The sequence below is a fragment of the Pseudomonas sp. CIP-10 genome, from assembly GCF_020911845.1.
GTDB lineage: Bacteria > Pseudomonadota > Gammaproteobacteria > Pseudomonadales > Pseudomonadaceae > Aquipseudomonas > Aquipseudomonas alloputida.
The window spans coordinates 5010900-5027680 of the sequence record NZ_CP087160.1; the positions used below are offsets into that span (position 1 = coordinate 5010900).

Consider the following 16781-nt stretch of genomic DNA (forward strand, 5'->3'; position numbering starts at 1 on the left):
GATGCCGCCGCAGGATGCAGCCATCAGCGCACTGGAGGCGCGTACTGGATGCCGCCGTTGTTCCACAGGGCGTTCATGCCACGGTCGATCTTCAAGTCAGTGCTCTGGCCCAGGTTCTTCTCGAACACTTCGCCATAGTTACCCACTTGCTTGACGATCTGCACTACCCAGTCTTTGGGCAGCTTGAGGTCCTTGCCATACTCGCCATCCGCACCCAGCAGTCGGGCGACATCCGGGTTCTTGGTGGCCTTGGCCTCGGCCTCGACGTTCTTGGAAGTGATGCCCGCTTCTTCGGCATTGAGCATGGCGAACAGGGTCCACTTGACGATGCTGAACCACTCCTCGTCGCCTTTACGCACTACCGGGCCCAGTGGCTCCTTGGAGATGGTTTCCGGCAACACCACGTAGTCGGTCGGCGCAGCCAGCTTGGAGCGCTGGGCGAACAGCTGCGATTTGTCCGAAGTCAGCACGTCGCAACGGCCAGACTCCAGCGATTTGGCGCTCTCGTCAGAGGTGTCGAAGGTAATCGGGGTGTACTTCAGGCCATTGGCACGGAAGAAGTCCGACACGTTCAGCTCGGTGGTGGTACCGGCCTGGATGCAGATGGTCGCGCCATCGAGCTCTTTGGCGCTGGAAACGCCAAGCTTCTTGTTGACCAGGAAGCCGACGCCGTCATAGTAGGTGACACCCGCGAACACCAGGCCCATGCCGGCATCGCGCGAGCTGGTCCAGGTGGTGTTACGCGACAGTACGTCGACCTCGCCCGACTGCAGGGCAGTGAAGCGTTCCTTGGCGTTGAGCTGGCTGAACTTGACCTTGGTGGCATCACCGAACACGGCGGCGGCCACGGCGCGGCAGACATCGGCATCGATGCCGACGATCTTGCCCTGCGCATCAGGTACCGAGAAGCCTGGAAGACCGTCGCTCACGCCACACTGGACGAAGCCCTTCTTCTTGACCGCATCATAGGTGGCGCCGGCCTGGGCAGTGCTCACTGCGCCCAGCGCGGCGGCAGCGGTCAGGACTGCCAGGGTGGTTTTCAACATCTTCATTCACAACCTCCAAATCGCTCTTGTTGTATCGAGCCGGAATTGCACCGCACCCTTTTGAGGCGTATCCGACCCGTATTGGCTTGTTATTGGGTCAATTGGCGCAATGGACTGTTCTGTGACAGCCTTCGCGTGCAGAGGGTGTTACCGTCACGGCCTGCCCTTTGCATCACAGGTTGAGTTGCAAACCGCGTACCAAATTTTCTGGCTGTAGCGTTTAAGCGCTCGTCAAGTAGGAAAAGTTGTATCGTTGCGACATTCTTTTTCCGACAATCATTTCCGGTGCTTTCTTTTCACGCACGCCATAACAAGACCCGCACACTTTCGGAGCAGTCATGACCAACCCGCTGATTCTCGAACCACAGAAAACCGCTGACGCCTGTGTGATCTGGTTGCACGGTCTGGGGGCCGACCGTTACGACTTCCTACCTGTGGCCGAATTCATGCAGGAGCGCTTGCTCAGCACTCGCTTCATCATGCCCCAGGCACCGACCCGCCCCGTGACCATCAACGGCGGCTATGCCATGCCCAGCTGGTATGACATCAAGGCCATGACCCCGGCCCGTGCCATCGACGAAGCGCAGCTGGAAGCGTCTGCCGAGCAGGTGGTTGCGCTGATCAAGGCCGAGCAGGCCAAAGGCATCAACCTGTCGCGGATCTTCCTGGCCGGCTTCTCCCAGGGCGGCGCGGTGGTGCTGCACACTGCCTATATAAAGTGGCAGGAAGCACTGGGCGGGGTGATCGCCCTGTCCACCTATGCCCCCACCTTCAATGACCAGCACCAGTTGAGTGCCTGCCAGCAACGCACCCCGGCCCTGTGCCTGCATGGCGTGCATGACTCGGTGGTCATCCCGTCCATGGGCCGTACCGCCTTCGAGTACCTGAACACCTGGGGCGTCGCTGCCCGCTGGTACGAATACCCGATGGAACACGAAGTGGTGGTCGAAGAACTGAACGATATCCACGACTGGCTGAGCAAGCAGCTGCAATAGGCAGCCTCGCTTGTAGTTGTGGGCGTATTCCGCTACGCCGCGCCCGGATCTTGCATTACACTGCCCGGCGTACATTCCTTAATCAGTTGATGAGACGATCGTGCTCAAAGCACTCAGAAAAATATTCGGCAAGGGAGAGGCCGCGCCACAAGCCGCCGCTCCTGCTGCCAGCGTGACGCCGGAAGCCCGGCCCGCGGCAAAACCGGCCGCACCCCATGCCAACCCCGCCCCCAAGGCTGAGCAACCTGCCGCCGCGACGCCACCTGCCGAACAACCGGCCAAGGAAAAACCGCGCCGCGAACGCAAGCCCAAGCCGCAGGCCAGCCTGTGGAAGCCCGAAGACTTCGTGGTCGAGCCGCAGGAAGGCAAAACCCGCTTCCACGACTTCAAGCTGTCCAACGAGCTGATGCACGCCATCCACGACCTGGGCTTCCCGTACTGCACGCCAATCCAGGCGCAGGTCCTGGGTTACACCCTGCGTGGCCAGGACGCTATCGGCCGGGCCCAGACGGGCACCGGCAAGACGGCCGCCTTCCTGATCTCGATCATTTCCCAGTTGCAGCAGACGCCACCGCCTAAAGAGCGCTACATGGGCGAGCCGCGCGCGCTGATCATCGCCCCCACCCGCGAGCTGGTGGTGCAGATCGCCAAGGACGCCGCTGCCCTGACCAAGTACACCGGCCTGAACGTGATGAGCTTCGTCGGTGGCATGGACTTCGACAAGCAGCTCAAAGCCCTGGAAGCGCGCCACTGCGATATCCTGGTGGCCACCCCGGGCCGCCTGCTGGACTTCAACCAGCGTGGCGAAGTGCACCTGGACATGGTTGAGGTGATGGTGCTTGACGAAGCCGACCGCATGCTCGACATGGGCTTCATCCCCCAGGTCCGCCAAATCATTCGTCAGACACCGCCGAAAAGCGAGCGCCAGACCCTGCTGTTCTCCGCCACCTTCACCGACGATGTGATGAACCTGGCCAAGCAGTGGACCACCAACCCGGCCATTGTCGAGATCGAGCCGGAGAACGTGGCCAGCGAAACGGTGGAGCAGCACGTGTATGCGGTGGCCGGCAGCGACAAGTACAAGCTGCTGTACAACCTGGTAACCCAGAACAAGTGGGAACGGGTGATGGTGTTCGCCAACCGCAAGGACGAAGTGCGGCGCATCGAGGAAAAGCTGGTACGCGACGGTATCAATGCCGCCCAGCTGTCGGGCGACGTGCCGCAGCACAAGCGCATCCGAACCCTGGAGAGCTTCCGCGAAGGGCGCATCACCGTGCTGGTGGCCACCGACGTGGCCGGGCGCGGGATCCATATCGATGGCATCAGCCACGTGATCAACTTCACCCTGCCGGAAGACCCTGACGACTACGTGCACCGCATTGGCCGTACCGGCCGTGCCGGCACCAGTGGTGTGTCGATCAGCTTTGCCGGTGAAGATGACTCGTATCAGCTGCCGGCGATCGAAGCGCTGCTGGGGCGCAAGATCAAGTGCGAGATGCCGCCGGATGAACTGCTCAAGCCGGTGCCGCGCAAGCATCACTGACTTCAGCAGGCTACATGCGCCCTGTGGCGGCGGCCTTGTGTCGCGATTGGGCCGCGCAGCGGCCCCGGGATTTCGGCTTTGATGCGGAGATTGTCGGGGGCCGCTCCGCGGCCCTTTCGCGACACAGGGTGCCCCCTGTAGGAGCGGGTTTACCCGCGAATACGGTAGTGGCGGCAACGGTGAACGGCGGGTGGAGATTGGCCAGCAGGGCCGGCCCTTTCGCGGGTAAACCCGCTCCTACAGGCGACCGGTGGCGCCTTGATTACCAGCGCCCCGCCGCATCCTGGTCACTCTGCTTCCCCTCCACCCACTTTGGCCCTTCCTGGGTATTCTCCTTCTTCCAGAACGGCGCCCGGGTCTTCAGGTAGTCCATGATGAAGTTGCAGGCATCGAACGCCGCCTGCCGATGGGCACTGGCCACCCCCACGAACACAATCGGTTCGCCCGGTTCCAGCGCACCGATGCGGTGCAGCACCTCCACTTTCAAGAGCGGCCAACGCTGCTCGGCCTCGACCACGATCTTGGCCAGGGCCTTTTCGGTCATGCCCGGATAGTGTTCGAGGAACATCCCCGCCACTTCGCGGCCATCGTTGAAATCCCGCACATAGCCGACAAAACCGACCACCGCGCCCACGCCCACATTGGCTGCATGCATGGCATTGGTCTCAGCCCCCGGGTCGAACGCGCCTTCCTGCACTCGTACAGCCATGTTCAGCCTCCGGTCACCGGTGGGAAGAACGCCACTTCATCCCCCTCTTCCAGCGGTTCATCGAGCTTGCACAGCTCTTCGTTGCGCGCGCACATCAGGTTCTGCTCGGCCAGCACTTCATACTGCCCGCCCTTGGCTACCAAGGCCTGGCGCACATCATCGAGCACCTTGAACGCCCCCTCCACCCGCTCGGTATCCACGCCCAACAGTTCGCGGTAACGGGCGAAGTACATCACCTTGACCTTCATCACGCCTCCACCTTGTAATGGCCACTCTTGCCACCGAGTTTTTCCAGCAGGCGCACCTGCTCGATGACCATACCTTTATCCACAGCCTTGCACATGTCATAGATCGTCAGCGCGGCCACGCTGGCGGCGGTCAGCGCCTCCATCTCCACACCGGTCTGCCCGGCCAGCTTGCAGCGGGCGACGATGCGCACGGCGTCCTGCCCCTCGGCGCTGAGCTCGACCTTGACGCTGGTGAGCATCAGCGGGTGGCACAGCGGAATCAGGTCGCTGGTTTTTTTCGCCGCCTGTATCCCGGCAATGCGCGCCACGGCGAACACGTCACCCTTGGGGTGTTCACCGTCGACGATCATCTGCAAGGTCTGCGGCAACATGCGCACCCGCGCCTCGGCGGTAGCCTCGCGCTCGGTCACGGCCTTTTCAGTGACGTCGACCATGTTGGCCCGCCCCTGGGAATCAAGATGTGTCAGCACTGCTCTGCTCCTGTGAAGGGATTTCGCAGTGTAAACCTGTGGGTCAGGTTTGAGCAGAGGTATGTGTCGGCAGGTTTGGCCTCTTCGCGGGCACGCCCGCTCCCACAGGAGCTCCATGGCCTCGAATCAAGTGGAGATCCTGTGAACGGGCGTGTCCACGAAGAGGCCGGGCAGTAATCTGCCCGGCTACAGGGTTTACAAATGAGACTCGGCGTACTCGGCCAGCACCGAGCGAGGCACGCCCTGCAGGGTGATGTGCACGCCGTGGGGGAAGTCCTTGAAGCGCTCGGTCAGGTAGGTCAGGCCCGAGCTGGTCGCGGACAGGTAGGGGGTGTCGATCTGCGCCAGGTTGCCCAGGCAGACCACCTTGGACCCGGAGCCGGCACGGGTGATGATGGTTTTCATCTGGTGCGGCGTCAGGTTCTGGCACTCGTCAATCAGGATCAGGCTCTGCTGGAAGCTGCGGCCACGGATGTAGTTCAGCGACTTGAACTGCAGCGGCACGCGCTCAAGGATGTATTCGACGCTGCCATGGGTGCTTTCGTCATCCATGTGCAAAGCTTCGAGGTTGTCAGTGATGGCGCCCAGCCACGGCTCCATCTTCTCTGCTTCGGTACCCGGCAGGAAGCCAATCTCCTGGTCCAGCCCCTGCACGCTGCGGGTGGCGATGATGCGCCGGTAGCGCTTGCTGACCATGGTCTGCTCGATGGCCGCAGCCAGTGCCAGGATGGTTTTACCGGAGCCGGCGGCGCCGGTCAGGTTCACCAGGTGGATATCCGGGTCCAGCAGGGCGAACAACGCCAGGCTTTGGTGAATGTCGCGTGGTTTCAGGCCCCAGGCTTCCTGGTGCAGCAACGGCTCCTGGTGCAGGTCGAGCAGCAGCAGTTCGTCGTCACGAATGCCCTTGATCCACCCGACGAAGCCCTGCTCATCGATGATGAACTCATTGACGTGCACAGCTGGCAGGTTGTCGATCATCTGCACCCGATGCCAGGTGCGGCCGCGCTCCTGGCGGGTATCGACCTTGCTCACGCGGTCCCAGAACGAGCCGGTGACCGAATGGTAGCCCTTGGACAGCAAGGACACGTCATCGACCAGTTGGTCGGTGCTGTAGTCCTCAGCCGCTATACCGCAAGCGCGCGCCTTCAGGCGCATGTTGATGTCTTTGGTGACCAGCACGACGTCCAGGTCGGTGCGCCGGGCCCGGACTTCGAGCAACTGGTTGATGATGATGTTGTCGTTGAGGTTTTCCGGCAGCAGCTTGTTCGGCTCGTTGCGCGGGGTCATCAGGATGGACAGGAACCCCTTGGGGCCGCTCTTGTTGCGCTGGATCGGTACGCCCTGCTCGACATCGCTGGGCGAAGCGTCACCGAGGGTCTGGTCTATCAGGCGGATGGCTTGCCGGCATTCGGCGGCGATGCTTTGTTTGCCGGTCTTGAGCTTGTCGAGTTCCTCCAGCACCGTCATCGGGATGGCGACATGGTGCTCCTCGAAGTTCAGTAACGCGTTAGGGTCGTGAATCAGGACGTTGGTATCGAGCACATACAGGATTGGCTTGCTGGAGGAAGGGTTGCGTCCTTGGTCATCCATACTCGGTCACCTTATGTCGAAGCCACACGGCGTGGTCTGTTACGCCGCAGAGTGACTGCCGCTGTTCCCGTATCCGCGTTGTTACGGGCGGGAAGCGAACCTGGCTAGGTGGGCCTGGATGACGCCACCTGTGCTGCAGGAATCGGCTGTCTGGTTTCTTCATACCGCAAAAACCATGACCGAAAAAAGCATTTTTACGCATTTTTGAAGTTTATTTTTCCGATTGACGAAGAGGCCTTGGCGCCAGCGTCAGAGGGGACTACGCTCAAAAGTCATACCCTCTATTCGCGGTATCCATATTCCCGGCAATCCTCCCAGCCGATGCCGCTTTGCGCGGTATTGCGCAGCAACCATTCCACCGCCGGCTGCGCCTTGGGAAGGCTGTCATGAAACTGGATCACGCCCTTGCGCCACAACAGCATCAGGGTCAATACGCGCTGTGCGGAGGCCTCTGCGCTCAATGCACCGTCATCCTGGGCATCGATGTCCCACAACGATACCCGCAACTGCTGGCGGGCCATGAACGCTTCGCCGTCAGCCCGGCGCTGGCCATAAGGAGGGCGGAACAGCGGCACATACTGCTCGGGCAGATCAGCCTGCACCCGCGCCTGGCTGCGCCGCAGCGAATCCTGCCAGTCGGTCCACTGCGCATGGGAGCGGTATTCCCACCCCTGGATACCCACGCACTGCCCGCCATAGAGCTGGCGCAAGGCATTAGCCGCCGCGCCATCACGGCGTTGCTGCAAGCGGTTACCGAGCGTGAAGAACGTGCCTTCGAGCTTTTGCCGGCGCAGGTAATCGGTGAGTAGATCCGTACTGCCCCCCTCGGGCCCAGGCCCGCCGACAAAGGTCAGCAGGAACATGCGGTCGTTCAGTTCGTCACCCTTGCGCTCACGCGAAGACAACCGCTCGATTTCGCTGCTGGTCTGCGGCAGCAACGCCGCCTTGCGCAGTTGCTCGTCCAGGTAGCGGATATGGAACTGGTGGCTCGGTTCGATCCAGCCGGTATAGAACGCACCGACATCGGCAGCGAACGTCGCCGCTTGTGTACGCAACTCCGCCATGGACGTAACCGGGTAGCAGAATGATGCATCCTGCTCACAACTGCGCTGCGCCTGTTGATAACCCTCCCACAACCGCTGCCACATGCGCGCCCGAACCTGGCGCACCTTCTGCAGGTTGATCTGCCGCAGCCCCAGCCGGGCCGCCAGGCTTGCGTCATCCAGCAACTCGCTTTCGTGCAGCACTTGGGCGAACGATAGGATTTCTGCCCGAGAAGCCACATCGAACAGCGCTGGGCTGTCCAGCTGTTCGGGCCACAGGCTGCGGTCCAGGCTGACCTGAGGTGAAGGGGCGGCTTGCACGGCCAGGCTCAGCAGGCCGGCCAGCAAGGCAGAAGCAATGCGCACAGTGGAAGGCTCCGCAACGGCAAAACGCGAACTATAGCGCCTGCACCGACCATGGGCTGTGACTATCGTCGCCATAGTTTGGACTTGTACCGCCCACCCCGTAGAATCCTCGGCCAACGATGCCAGGAGCCGACCCGATGCTGACGGTGATTTCCCCCGCCAAGACCCTCGACTACGACACCCCGCCAGTGACCGAGCGTTTCACCCTGCCCCAGTACCTGGATGAATCCCAGGCCCTGATCCAGCAACTGCGCGAACTGTCGCCGGCGCAGATCAGCGAGCTGATGCACCTGTCCGACAAGCTCGCCGGCCTGAATGCGGCGCGCTTTGGCAGCTGGACCCCAGACTTCACCCCGGCCAATGCCAAGCAGGCGTTGCTGGCGTTCAAGGGTGACGTGTACACCGGCCTCGATGCCGAGAGCCTGAGTGACGACGACTTCAGCTACGCTCAGGACCACCTGCGCATGCTCTCGGGCCTATATGGCCTGCTGCGTCCGCTCGATCTGATGCAGCCCTACCGCCTGGAGATGGGCACCAAGCTGGCCAACGCCCGCGGCAAGGACCTGTACGCCTTCTGGGGCATGCGCATCAGCGAATGGCTGAACCAGGCCCTGGCCGACCAAGGCGATGACGTGCTGTTGAACCTGGCCAGTAACGAGTATTTCAGTGCAGTGAAACGCAGTGCACTGAAGGCCCGGGTGATCAACGTCGACTTCAAGGACCAGAAAAACGGCCAGTACAAGATCATCAGCTTCTACGCCAAGAAAGCCCGCGGCATGATGAGCCGCTTCGTCATCCAGCAGCGCATCAGCACCCCGGAACAGCTCAAGCAGTTTGATGCTCAGGGGTACTACTACAGTGCCGAGCAGTCCAAGCCGGACCATTTGGTGTTCCTGCGCGATCACCCCTCGGAGTGACCCTGTAACGCCCCTTCACGGCCAAACCCGCTCTTACAGGTAATGCGCTACCCGTAGGAGCGGGTTCACCCGCGAAGGGGCCAGCAGCCCACACCCCCTCTCCGCCCTGCAACAGGGCACGCTGCAAACCGCCATAACGCCATTAATCCGACGCCAAAAATCCAGCACGCCCACCTTTATCGCCAAACGACATAAGACCGTTCATACCTTTTTTGACGAATTCTGAAAAAAATTTTCAGATGCTGGCATAAAAATATCTCGCAACAGTTACGTCCTTCATACACGGGGGTGAAACACCTGCGTGCTATCAATTTGAAACTGTCCACAATTGAATAAATATTTAGAAATCTTTCATTCGAGCGAAACCGGCTCAGGAACTTCTACCAAAGGCAATCGCTCATAGTGCCGTAACGATTATCCTGCCTACGGGCTGTGAGAGATGACTTACAGATGACAGCGGCGGGTATCCACTGCCCGCCATAAGAAATTCGACAGGTATCACGGAACCCCCCGAAGACCTTGTCCATGCAGGAGAGACGCGTCCCTTACAAATCGTCCTAGTGGTTGATTTCAAAGGATTTATTCACTTGAAAAAACAAGCACAGCAACGCGCCAAGTAGCGCATTGCAATAAAGACGGCTGCATTTCAGGGCACGTTTTTTAATGAATGGCTATTGAGTGCCAACTTTGAGCGCATAACTTTTTGCGTTCCGGATTTATTTTGCCTGCGCTCGGCGAAGTGTGCATTCGCCATGGATCCGTGCGCCCGAAAACTGTTGTTAATCAACCCAGCCCGGCTCTCTGCGGAGGCGTCGGCGTGATAAACACATGAGGTGATAGCGATGCGTATCAGCATCTTTGGTTTGGGTTATGTGGGTGCAGTCTGTGCAGGCTGCCTGACGGCGCGTGGCCATGAAGTGATCGGTGTGGACGTGTCCAGCACCAAGATCGACCTGATCAACCAGGGCAAGTCGCCCATCGTCGAACCTGGCCTGGAAGCACTGCTGCAACAGGGCATCGCCAATGGCCGCCTGCGCGGCACTACCGACTTCGCCGAAGCCATCCGTGCCAGCGATGTGTCGATGATCTGCGTGGGCACCCCCAGCAAGAAAAACGGCGACCTGGGCCTGGAGTACATCGAGTCCGTGTGCCGCGAAATCGGCTACGTGCTGCGTGACACCACGCGCCGTCACACCATCGTGGTGCGCAGCACCGTACTGCCTGGCACCGTCAAGAACGTGGTCATCCCGATCCTCGAAGACTGCTCGGGCAAGAAGGCCGGCGTCGACTTCGGTGTGGCGGTCAACCCGGAATTCCTGCGGGAAAGCACCGCCATCAAGGACTACGACCAGCCACCGATGACAGTGATCGGCGAACTGGACAGCGCCAGCGGTGACATCCTCCAGGCCCTGTACGAAGAGCTCGACGCCCCGATCATCCGCAAGCCGATCGAAGTGGCCGAGATGATCAAGTACACCTGCAACGTATGGCACGCCACCAAGGTCACCTTCGCCAACGAAATCGGCAACATCGCCAAGGCCGTGGGCGTCGATGGCCGCGAAGTGATGGACGTGGTCTGCCAGGACAAGGTCCTCAACCTGTCCCAGTACTACATGCGCCCTGGCTTTGCCTTCGGCGGCTCTTGCCTGCCCAAGGACGTACGCGCCCTCACCTACCGCGCCGCCAGCCTTGATGTCCGTGCACCGCTGCTCGACTCGCTGATGCGCAGCAACGAATCGCAGGTGCAGAACGCCTTCGAGCTGATCGAAGCCCACGACAAGCGCAAGGTCGCCCTGCTGGGGCTGAGCTTCAAGGCCGGCACCGACGACCTGCGCGAAAGCCCGCTGGTGGAACTGGCCGAGCGCCTGATCGGCAAGGGCTACCAGCTGGACATCTACGACGAGAACGTCCAGTACGCCCGTGTTCACGGCGCCAACAAGGATTACATCGAGTCGAAGATCCCGCACGTGTCGTCGCTGCTCAACGCCAACTTGCAGCAGGTGATCGACAACGCCGACATCATCGTCCTCGGCAACCGTGACGAGCAGTTCCGTGCGCTGGCCCTGCAAGCGCCAGCCGGCAAGCAGGTGATCGACCTGGTCGGCTTCATGAACAAACCGACCAGCACCACCGCCCGTACCGAAGGCATCTGCTGGTAAGTGCCCGGCCGGGCAGCGACGAGGCACTCGACAAGAGCCGCCTCCTCGCTGCCCACCCTTTCCCGAATTCTCGACGGATGCTGAACATGCAAAGGCTCCAGACAGTGCTGTTGCAGTGCGCCGGGTGGCTGCTCTACATGAGCCTGCTCATGCTGATCGCCCTGGCCCTGCCAGCTGATATCTTCGACTCGCAGTCGAAGCACTTCATCTTCCTGGTCGGCGCAGTCGGCATCTGGCGCTACTCCATGGGCGCCACCCATTTCATCCGCGGCATGATCTTCCTCTACGGCGTGTACCCGTACCTGCGCCGCAAGGTGCAGAAAATGGGTAATGCCACCGACCCGTCGCATGTCTACCTGATGGTCACAAGCTTCCGTATCGAAGCGCTGACCACCGCCCAGGTGTACAGCTCGGTGATCCGCGAGGCGATCAACTGCGGCTTCCCCACCACCGTGGTCTGCTCGCTGGTGGAAATGTCCGATGAACTGCTGGTCAAGAGCCTGTGGGCCAAGTACAACCCGCCGGCCCACGTGAAGCTGGACATCGTGCGTATTGCCGGTACCGGCAAGCGCGATGGCCTGGCCTACGGCTTCCGCGCCATCTCGCGCATGCTGCCGGACGAGAACGCCGTGGTGGCGGTAATCGACGGTGACACCGTGCTGGCCGACGGCGTGGTACGCAAGACCGTGCCGTGGTTCAAGCTGTTCCCCAATGTGGGCGGCCTGACCACCAATGAATTCTGCGAAGTGCGTGGCGGCTACATCATGAGCGAGTGGCACAAGCTGCGCTTCGCCCAGCGCCACATCAACATGTGCTCGATGGCCCTGTCCAAGCGCGTGCTTACCATGACCGGGCGCATGTCGATGTTCCGCGCCAGTGTGGTGACCAACCCCGAGTTCATCGCCGACGTCGAAAGCGACTCGCTGATGCACTGGCGCCTGGGCCGCTTCAAGTTCCTTACCGGGGACGACAAGTCCAGCTGGTTCAGCCTGATGCGGCTGGGCTACGACACCTTCTACGTGCCGGACGCCGCCATCAACACGGTCGAGCATCCGCCGGAAAAAAGCTTCCTCAAGGCCAGCCGCAAGCTGATGTACCGCTGGTACGGCAACAACCTGCGGCAAAACTCACGGGCACTGGGCCTTGGCCTGCGTCGCCTGGGGCTGTTCACCAGCATCGTGTTGTTCGACCAGCGCGTGTCGATGTGGACCAGCCTGCTGGGCCTGACCGTGGCGGTGATCGCCAGCCTCAAGTTCGGCATGGCCTTCTTGCTGGTGTACCTGCTGTGGATCGGCATTACGCGCCTGATCCTCACCATCATGCTGCTGTGCTCAGGCCACAACGTAGGCCCAGCCTACCCGCTGATTCTCTATTACAACCAGATCATCGGCGCGCTGATGAAGATCTACGTGTTCTTCCGCCTCGACAAGCAGTCGTGGACGCGTCAGCCCACTGCCCTCAAGCGTGACCTCGCCAGCTTTCAACAATGGTTCAACACCTGGTCCTCGCGGACCATGACCTTCTCGGCTGCCAGCATCTTCGTTGCTGTGCTGTTCATGGTCGTGTGAGCCCAACCCGGATCGGATCTAACAGGAACAAACCACCATGAATACCGCCGTGAACGTCAATGTCGTGCATGAGTCCGAAGCCCAGCGCCAACACGCCCGGGTACGCATTCCCGCCAAGCTGCGGTTCCTGGACGCCCAGCGCCAGGTCCACGAGGTCAAGGTCGAAGACCTTTCTGCCGGCGGCCTGAGCTTCCACGCCAAGCAACCGCAGTCGGTGGGCGATGTGCTGCGCGGGCGCCTGCAGTTCGTGGTCGACAACCTGGGCCTGTCGATGGACATCGAGTTCCAGGTGCGCTCGTACAACCCGGACAATGGCCGTATCGGTGCGCAGTTCCAGAACCTTGAACCTCGCGACATCGCCACGTTGCGGCACATCATCACCAGCCACCTGTCGGGTGAGCTGATCAGCATCGGCGACGTACTCAGCACCCTGCAACGTGACAACTTCACCAAGGCGCGCAAGCAGAAGGACGGTGGGTCGGGCCTGAGCGCCTTCGGCCGCTTCAAGGCAGTCACCGTCACACTGGGCGTGTTCGTGGTCGGCGTTGCGGCCTTTGGCTTCGTCGCCAAATCGTTGTATGGCATGTATTTCGTCAGCCACGCCGAAGCCGGTGTGGTCGCAGTGCCGACCACCAACGTCACCATGCCGCGCGACGGTACCGTGAGCAGCCTGGTCGAAAGCGGTGGGCAGATCGCCAAGGGCGCGCCACTGGCCAGCTTCACCACCAGCATGCTGGACATGCTCAAGGGCAACCTTGAAGACGCACAGCTGGAGCCGGCGAAGATCGAGGAGCTGTTTGGCAAGCAACTGTCCGGCACCCTCACCAGCCCCTGCGATTGCGTGGTCGCGCGCCAGTTGGTGGACGACGGCCAGTACGCCGCCAAGGGCCAGCCGATCTTCCAGTTGATCCCACGCACCACCAACCCGATGGTCGAGGCGCGCTTCAGCTACCGCCAGTTCGACGAGGTCAAGCCGGGTACCCGGGTCAACTTCCAGGTGGCCGGCGAAGACGAAGTGCGCACCGGCCAGATCGTCAGCAGCGCCAGCCTCAACAGCGAAGACCTGTCCTCCGACATCCGCGTGCAGATCAAGCCAGACAGCGGCCTGCCCGCCGAACTGGCCGGCCGCCCGGCCTCGGTCAACAGCGACCGTGGCCCCTCGCTGAACTGGCTGATCGACAAAGCCGTGGCCCGTGGCCTGTGAGGGACGGACAATGATCTCTGATACCTACAAGGTCCGCGTGAACCTGGGATTGTGTGCACTGGCCGCCGCCATCACCCTGGCCGGCTGTGCCGGCCTGCCCGACCAGCGCCTGGCCAACGAGGCCATGAAGCGCGGTGACACGGCATTGGCCGAGCGCAACTACAAGGCGCTGGCCGACTTGGGCTACAGCGAAGCGCAAGTCGGCCTTGCGGACATCAAGGTGGCCACCCGCGACCCCTCGCAAATCAAGGAAGCCGAAGCCACCTATCGCGCTGCAGCCGCCACGTCGCCACGCGCCCAGGCGCGCCTTGGCCGCCTGCTGGTGGCCAAGCCGGACAGCACCCAGGCCGAGCGCGAAGAAGCAGAGACCCTGCTCAAGCAAGCGGCCAGTCAAGGCGAAAGCAACACCTTGATCCCACTGGCGATGCTCTACCTCAGCTACCCGCAGAGCTTCCCCAAGGTCAACGCGCAGCAGCAGATTGACCAGTGGCGCGCCGCCGGCAACCCGGAAGCGGGCCTGGCCCAGGTGCTGCTGTACCGCACCCAGGGCACCTATGACCAGCACCTGGGCGAAGTGGAAAAGATCTGCAAGGCGGCGCTCAACAGCACCGACACCTGCTACGTCGAACTGGCCACCGTGTACCAGAAACGCGGCCAGGCCGACCAGCAAGCCGCCCTGCTCGGCCAGCTGAAGGCCGCGTACGCCCGTGGCGCAGTGCCGGCCACCCGTGTTGACAGCGTGGCCCGCGTGCTGGCCGACCGTAGCCTTGGCCAGACCGACGAAAAAACCGCCAAGGACCTGCTCGAGCAAGTAGCCCCGGCCAACCCGGCGTCCTGGGTCAGCCTGGCACAGCTGGTATACGACTTCCCCGAACTGGGCGACACCGACCAGTTGATGGCCTACATCGACAAAGGCCGCGAAGCTGAACAGCCACGCGCCGAACTGCTGCTGGGCCGTCTGTACTACGAAGGCAAAACCCTGCCAGCCGACGCTCAAAAAGCCGAGCAGCACCTGCAAGCCGCTGCCGAAGCCGGTGAGATCAGCGCCCATTACTACCTGGGCCAGCTTTACCGCCGCGGCTACCTGGGCAATGTCGAGCCGCAGAAAGCCGTCGACCACCTGCTGGCCGCCGCCCGTGGCGGGCAGAACAGCGCCGACTATGCCTTGGCTCAGCTGTTCAGCGAGGGCCACGGCATCCGCCCGCAACCGGGCAACGCCTGGGTGTTCGCCCAGCTGTCGCAGGCCAACCCGACGCCGCAATCAGCCGAACTGCTGCAGCAGCTCGACCAGCAACTGACACCTGACCAGCGCAACCAGGCCCAGCAACTGCTGGACCAGGAAAAGCGTGCACGCGGCAGCCTGGCGCAGGGCGCGAATAGCACCCTGGCCCTCGAAGCCCTGCAAGACGACGAAAAAGAAGTAGACGGTGAGGACTCGCTATGACGCTCAATCCCTTCGTGAAAGCCGGCATCGGCCTGAGCTTCGCCCTGCTGTGGTCCTGCCCGACCCTGGCAGAAATGACCGCTGAAAAAAACTTCGGCCTGGACGTGAAAATCACCGGCCAGTCGGAAGACGACCGTGACCTGGGCACCCGCTCTGGCGGCGACGTCAACGGCCTGGGCCTGGATCTGCGCCCGTGGGTGTACGGCGAGCGCGGTAACTGGAGTGCCTACGCCATGGGCCAGGCGGTCGCTGCGACCGACACCATCGAAACCGACACCTTGCGCCAGAACGACGACGGCACCAGCACCGACACCGGCGACGACAGCCGTCAACCAGACAAAAGCTACCTGGCCATGCGCGAGTTCTGGGTCGGCTACAGCGGCCTTACCGCCTACCCAGGCGAGCAACTGCGCTTCGGTCGCCAGCGCCTGCGCAGCGACGATGGCATGTGGCGCGATACCAACATCGAAGCGCTGAACTGGACCTTCGATACCACCTTGCTCAAGGCCGACCTGGGCGTCGCCCAGCGCTTCAGCGAATACCGCACCGATCTCACCGAACTGGCGCCGGAAGACAAGGATCGCACCCACATCTACGGCAACGTCGCCACGCAGTGGACCCCTGGCCACTGGGTTGGCCTGCGCGCTCACCACACACATGACAGCGGCAGCCTGAAGAACCCCGGCGAAACGGTCGACGCGCTGGACAAGACCCGCACTGGCGACCTTACCTGGCTGGGCCTGGAGGCCAACAGCGACGCCTACAACTGGCGCAACGACCACACCGTGAATTACTGGGGCAGCGTCACCTGGCTGACCGGTGACCGTGACAAGCTGAGCACCCAGCAGGTGGGTGACGACCAAGTCGCCACCGGCAAGCAGAGCGGTGACGTCAACGCCTGGGCAACCGACCTCGGTATCCGCCTGCGTCTGGACCCGCAATGGCAGGTCGGCGCTGCGTACGCCCGCGGTAGCGGCGGCGGCGGCGATGACGGCTCGAACAACTTCGAGCAGACCGGCCTGGAGAGCAACCGCTCCAACTTCACCGGCACCCGCTCGCGTGTGCACCGCTTCGGCGAAGCGTTCCGCGGCGAGCTGGGCAACCTGCAGGCCGCCACCCTGTTCGCTTCGTGGCAGCTGCGTGACGACTATGACGCGAGTCTGATCTACCACAAATTCTGGCGGGTCGATGGCAACCAGAACATCGGTTCCAGTGGCATCAACGCGGTGGTCAACGACAACGGCGTGAATCGCCCGCTGGTCGATGGCGAAAAAGACCTCGGCCAGGAAATGGACGTGGTCGTGACCAAGTACTTCAAGCAAGGCCTGCTGCCGGCTTCGATGAGCCAGGCCATCGACGAGCCGTCAGCCCTGGTGCGCCTGCGTGCCGGTGTATTCAAGCCGGGCGACGCCTACGGCAAGGAAGCGGACTCGTACATGCACCGCGCCTTCGTCGACGTCATCTGGCGCTTCTGAGGCT

14 protein-coding genes are annotated in these 16781 nt (G+C 62.0%); 8 read left to right on the plus strand and 6 right to left on the minus strand.

Annotated elements, in window-relative coordinates; translation table 11 throughout:
- Positions 1 to 23: 23 nt before the first annotated feature.
- A complete protein-coding gene (locus LMH93_RS22620; protein ID WP_014859324.1) occupies positions 24 to 1052 on the minus strand; it encodes an amino acid ABC transporter substrate-binding protein in 1029 nt (342 codons plus the stop codon).
- Positions 1053 to 1384: 332 nt separating this feature from the next.
- On the opposite strand from LMH93_RS22620, the gene LMH93_RS22625 reads away from it, so the two are divergent.
- Positions 1385 to 2041, plus strand: coding sequence for an alpha/beta hydrolase (locus tag LMH93_RS22625; protein ID WP_014754396.1), 657 nt, complete (start codon positions 1385 to 1387; stop codon positions 2039 to 2041).
- A gap of 100 nt (positions 2042 to 2141) precedes the next feature.
- Positions 2142 to 3584: an ATP-dependent RNA helicase RhlB gene (gene rhlB, locus LMH93_RS22630; RefSeq protein ID WP_004575111.1), complete on the plus strand. Its 1443-nt coding sequence runs from the start codon at positions 2142 to 2144 to the stop codon at positions 3582 to 3584.
- A 262-nt stretch (positions 3585 to 3846) separates the two neighbouring features.
- On the opposite strand, the gene moaE is transcribed toward rhlB, so the two are convergent.
- The 5 genes from moaE to LMH93_RS22655 form a co-directional block, all read right to left on the minus strand.
- Positions 3847 to 4293, minus strand: a complete 447-nt coding sequence (gene moaE / locus LMH93_RS22635; protein WP_003251778.1) for a molybdopterin synthase catalytic subunit MoaE — start codon at positions 4291 to 4293, stop codon at positions 3847 to 3849.
- A 2-nt stretch (positions 4294 to 4295) separates the two neighbouring features.
- Entirely contained in the window at positions 4296 to 4541 is a 246-nt protein-coding gene (gene moaD / locus LMH93_RS22640) for a molybdopterin converting factor subunit 1 (protein ID WP_054889249.1), read from the minus strand.
- Positions 4541 to 5011 (minus strand): cyclic pyranopterin monophosphate synthase MoaC, encoded by a 471-nt coding sequence (gene moaC / locus LMH93_RS22645; protein WP_003251775.1) that lies wholly within the window; start codon positions 5009 to 5011, stop codon positions 4541 to 4543. Before moaC ends, moaD begins: the two co-directional genes overlap by 1 nt.
- A 195-nt stretch (positions 5012 to 5206) precedes the next feature.
- A complete protein-coding gene (locus LMH93_RS22650; RefSeq protein WP_003251772.1) occupies positions 5207 to 6601 on the minus strand; it encodes a PhoH family protein in 1395 nt (464 codons plus the stop codon).
- Between the two features lie 281 nt (positions 6602 to 6882).
- Positions 6883 to 8010 (minus strand): polysaccharide deacetylase family protein, encoded by a 1128-nt coding sequence (locus tag LMH93_RS22655; RefSeq protein ID WP_230064598.1) that lies wholly within the window; start codon positions 8008 to 8010, stop codon positions 6883 to 6885.
- 137 nt (positions 8011 to 8147) lie between these two features.
- Here LMH93_RS22655 and yaaA point away from each other — a divergent pair, with 137 nt between their 5' ends.
- The 6 genes from yaaA (at position 8148) to LMH93_RS22685 (ending at position 16777) form a co-directional block, all read left to right on the plus strand.
- Positions 8148 to 8927: a peroxide stress protein YaaA gene (yaaA, locus tag LMH93_RS22660; protein ID WP_230064599.1), complete on the plus strand. Its 780-nt coding sequence runs from the start codon at positions 8148 to 8150 to the stop codon at positions 8925 to 8927.
- Between the two features lie 842 nt (positions 8928 to 9769).
- Positions 9770 to 11086, plus strand: a complete 1317-nt coding sequence (locus LMH93_RS22665; protein ID WP_010952417.1) for a nucleotide sugar dehydrogenase — start codon at positions 9770 to 9772, stop codon at positions 11084 to 11086.
- An 86-nt stretch (positions 11087 to 11172) separates the two neighbouring features.
- Positions 11173 to 12654 carry a glycosyltransferase family 2 protein gene (locus LMH93_RS22670; RefSeq protein ID WP_003251762.1) on the plus strand — a complete coding sequence of 494 codons (1482 nt, stop codon included), beginning with the start codon at positions 11173 to 11175 and terminating at the stop codon, positions 12652 to 12654.
- A gap of 37 nt (positions 12655 to 12691) precedes the next feature.
- On the plus strand, positions 12692 to 13858 hold the full coding sequence (locus tag LMH93_RS22675; RefSeq protein WP_003251760.1) for a PilZ domain-containing protein: 1167 nt from the start codon (positions 12692 to 12694) through the stop codon (positions 13856 to 13858).
- A 10-nt stretch (positions 13859 to 13868) separates the two neighbouring features.
- Entirely contained in the window at positions 13869 to 15302 is a 1434-nt protein-coding gene (gene algK, locus LMH93_RS22680; RefSeq protein WP_230064602.1) for an alginate biosynthesis TPR repeat lipoprotein AlgK, read from the plus strand.
- Positions 15299 to 16777 carry an alginate export family protein gene (locus LMH93_RS22685; RefSeq protein WP_003251756.1) on the plus strand — a complete coding sequence of 493 codons (1479 nt, stop codon included), beginning with the start codon at positions 15299 to 15301 and terminating at the stop codon, positions 16775 to 16777. The genes algK and LMH93_RS22685 overlap by 4 nt, the downstream gene beginning before the upstream one ends.
- Positions 16778 to 16781: the final 4 nt, after the last annotated feature.

Bases quoted from the DNA above. Each gene is read 5' to 3' on its own strand.
- LMH93_RS22620 (WP_014859324.1), bottom strand. From the start codon at position 1,052: ATGAAGATGTTGAAAACCACCCTGGCAGTCCTGACCGCTGCCGCCGCG.
- LMH93_RS22625 (WP_014754396.1), top strand. From the start codon at position 1,385: ATGACCAACCCGCTGATTCTCGAACCACAGAAAACCGCTGACGCCTGT.
- moaE (WP_003251778.1), bottom strand. From the start codon at position 4,293: ATGGCTGTACGAGTGCAGGAAGGCGCGTTCGACCCGGGGGCTGAGACC.
- moaD (WP_054889249.1), bottom strand. From the start codon at position 4,541: ATGAAGGTCAAGGTGATGTACTTCGCCCGTTACCGCGAACTGTTGGGC.
- LMH93_RS22650 (WP_003251772.1), bottom strand. From the start codon at position 6,601: ATGGATGACCAAGGACGCAACCCTTCCTCCAGCAAGCCAATCCTGTAT.
- yaaA (WP_230064599.1), top strand. From the start codon at position 8,148: ATGCTGACGGTGATTTCCCCCGCCAAGACCCTCGACTACGACACCCCG.
- LMH93_RS22665 (WP_010952417.1), top strand. From the start codon at position 9,770: ATGCGTATCAGCATCTTTGGTTTGGGTTATGTGGGTGCAGTCTGTGCA.
- LMH93_RS22670 (WP_003251762.1), top strand. From the start codon at position 11,173: ATGCAAAGGCTCCAGACAGTGCTGTTGCAGTGCGCCGGGTGGCTGCTC.
- LMH93_RS22675 (WP_003251760.1), top strand. From the start codon at position 12,692: ATGAATACCGCCGTGAACGTCAATGTCGTGCATGAGTCCGAAGCCCAG.
- algK (WP_230064602.1), top strand. From the start codon at position 13,869: ATGATCTCTGATACCTACAAGGTCCGCGTGAACCTGGGATTGTGTGCA.
- LMH93_RS22685 (WP_003251756.1), top strand. From the start codon at position 15,299: ATGACGCTCAATCCCTTCGTGAAAGCCGGCATCGGCCTGAGCTTCGCC.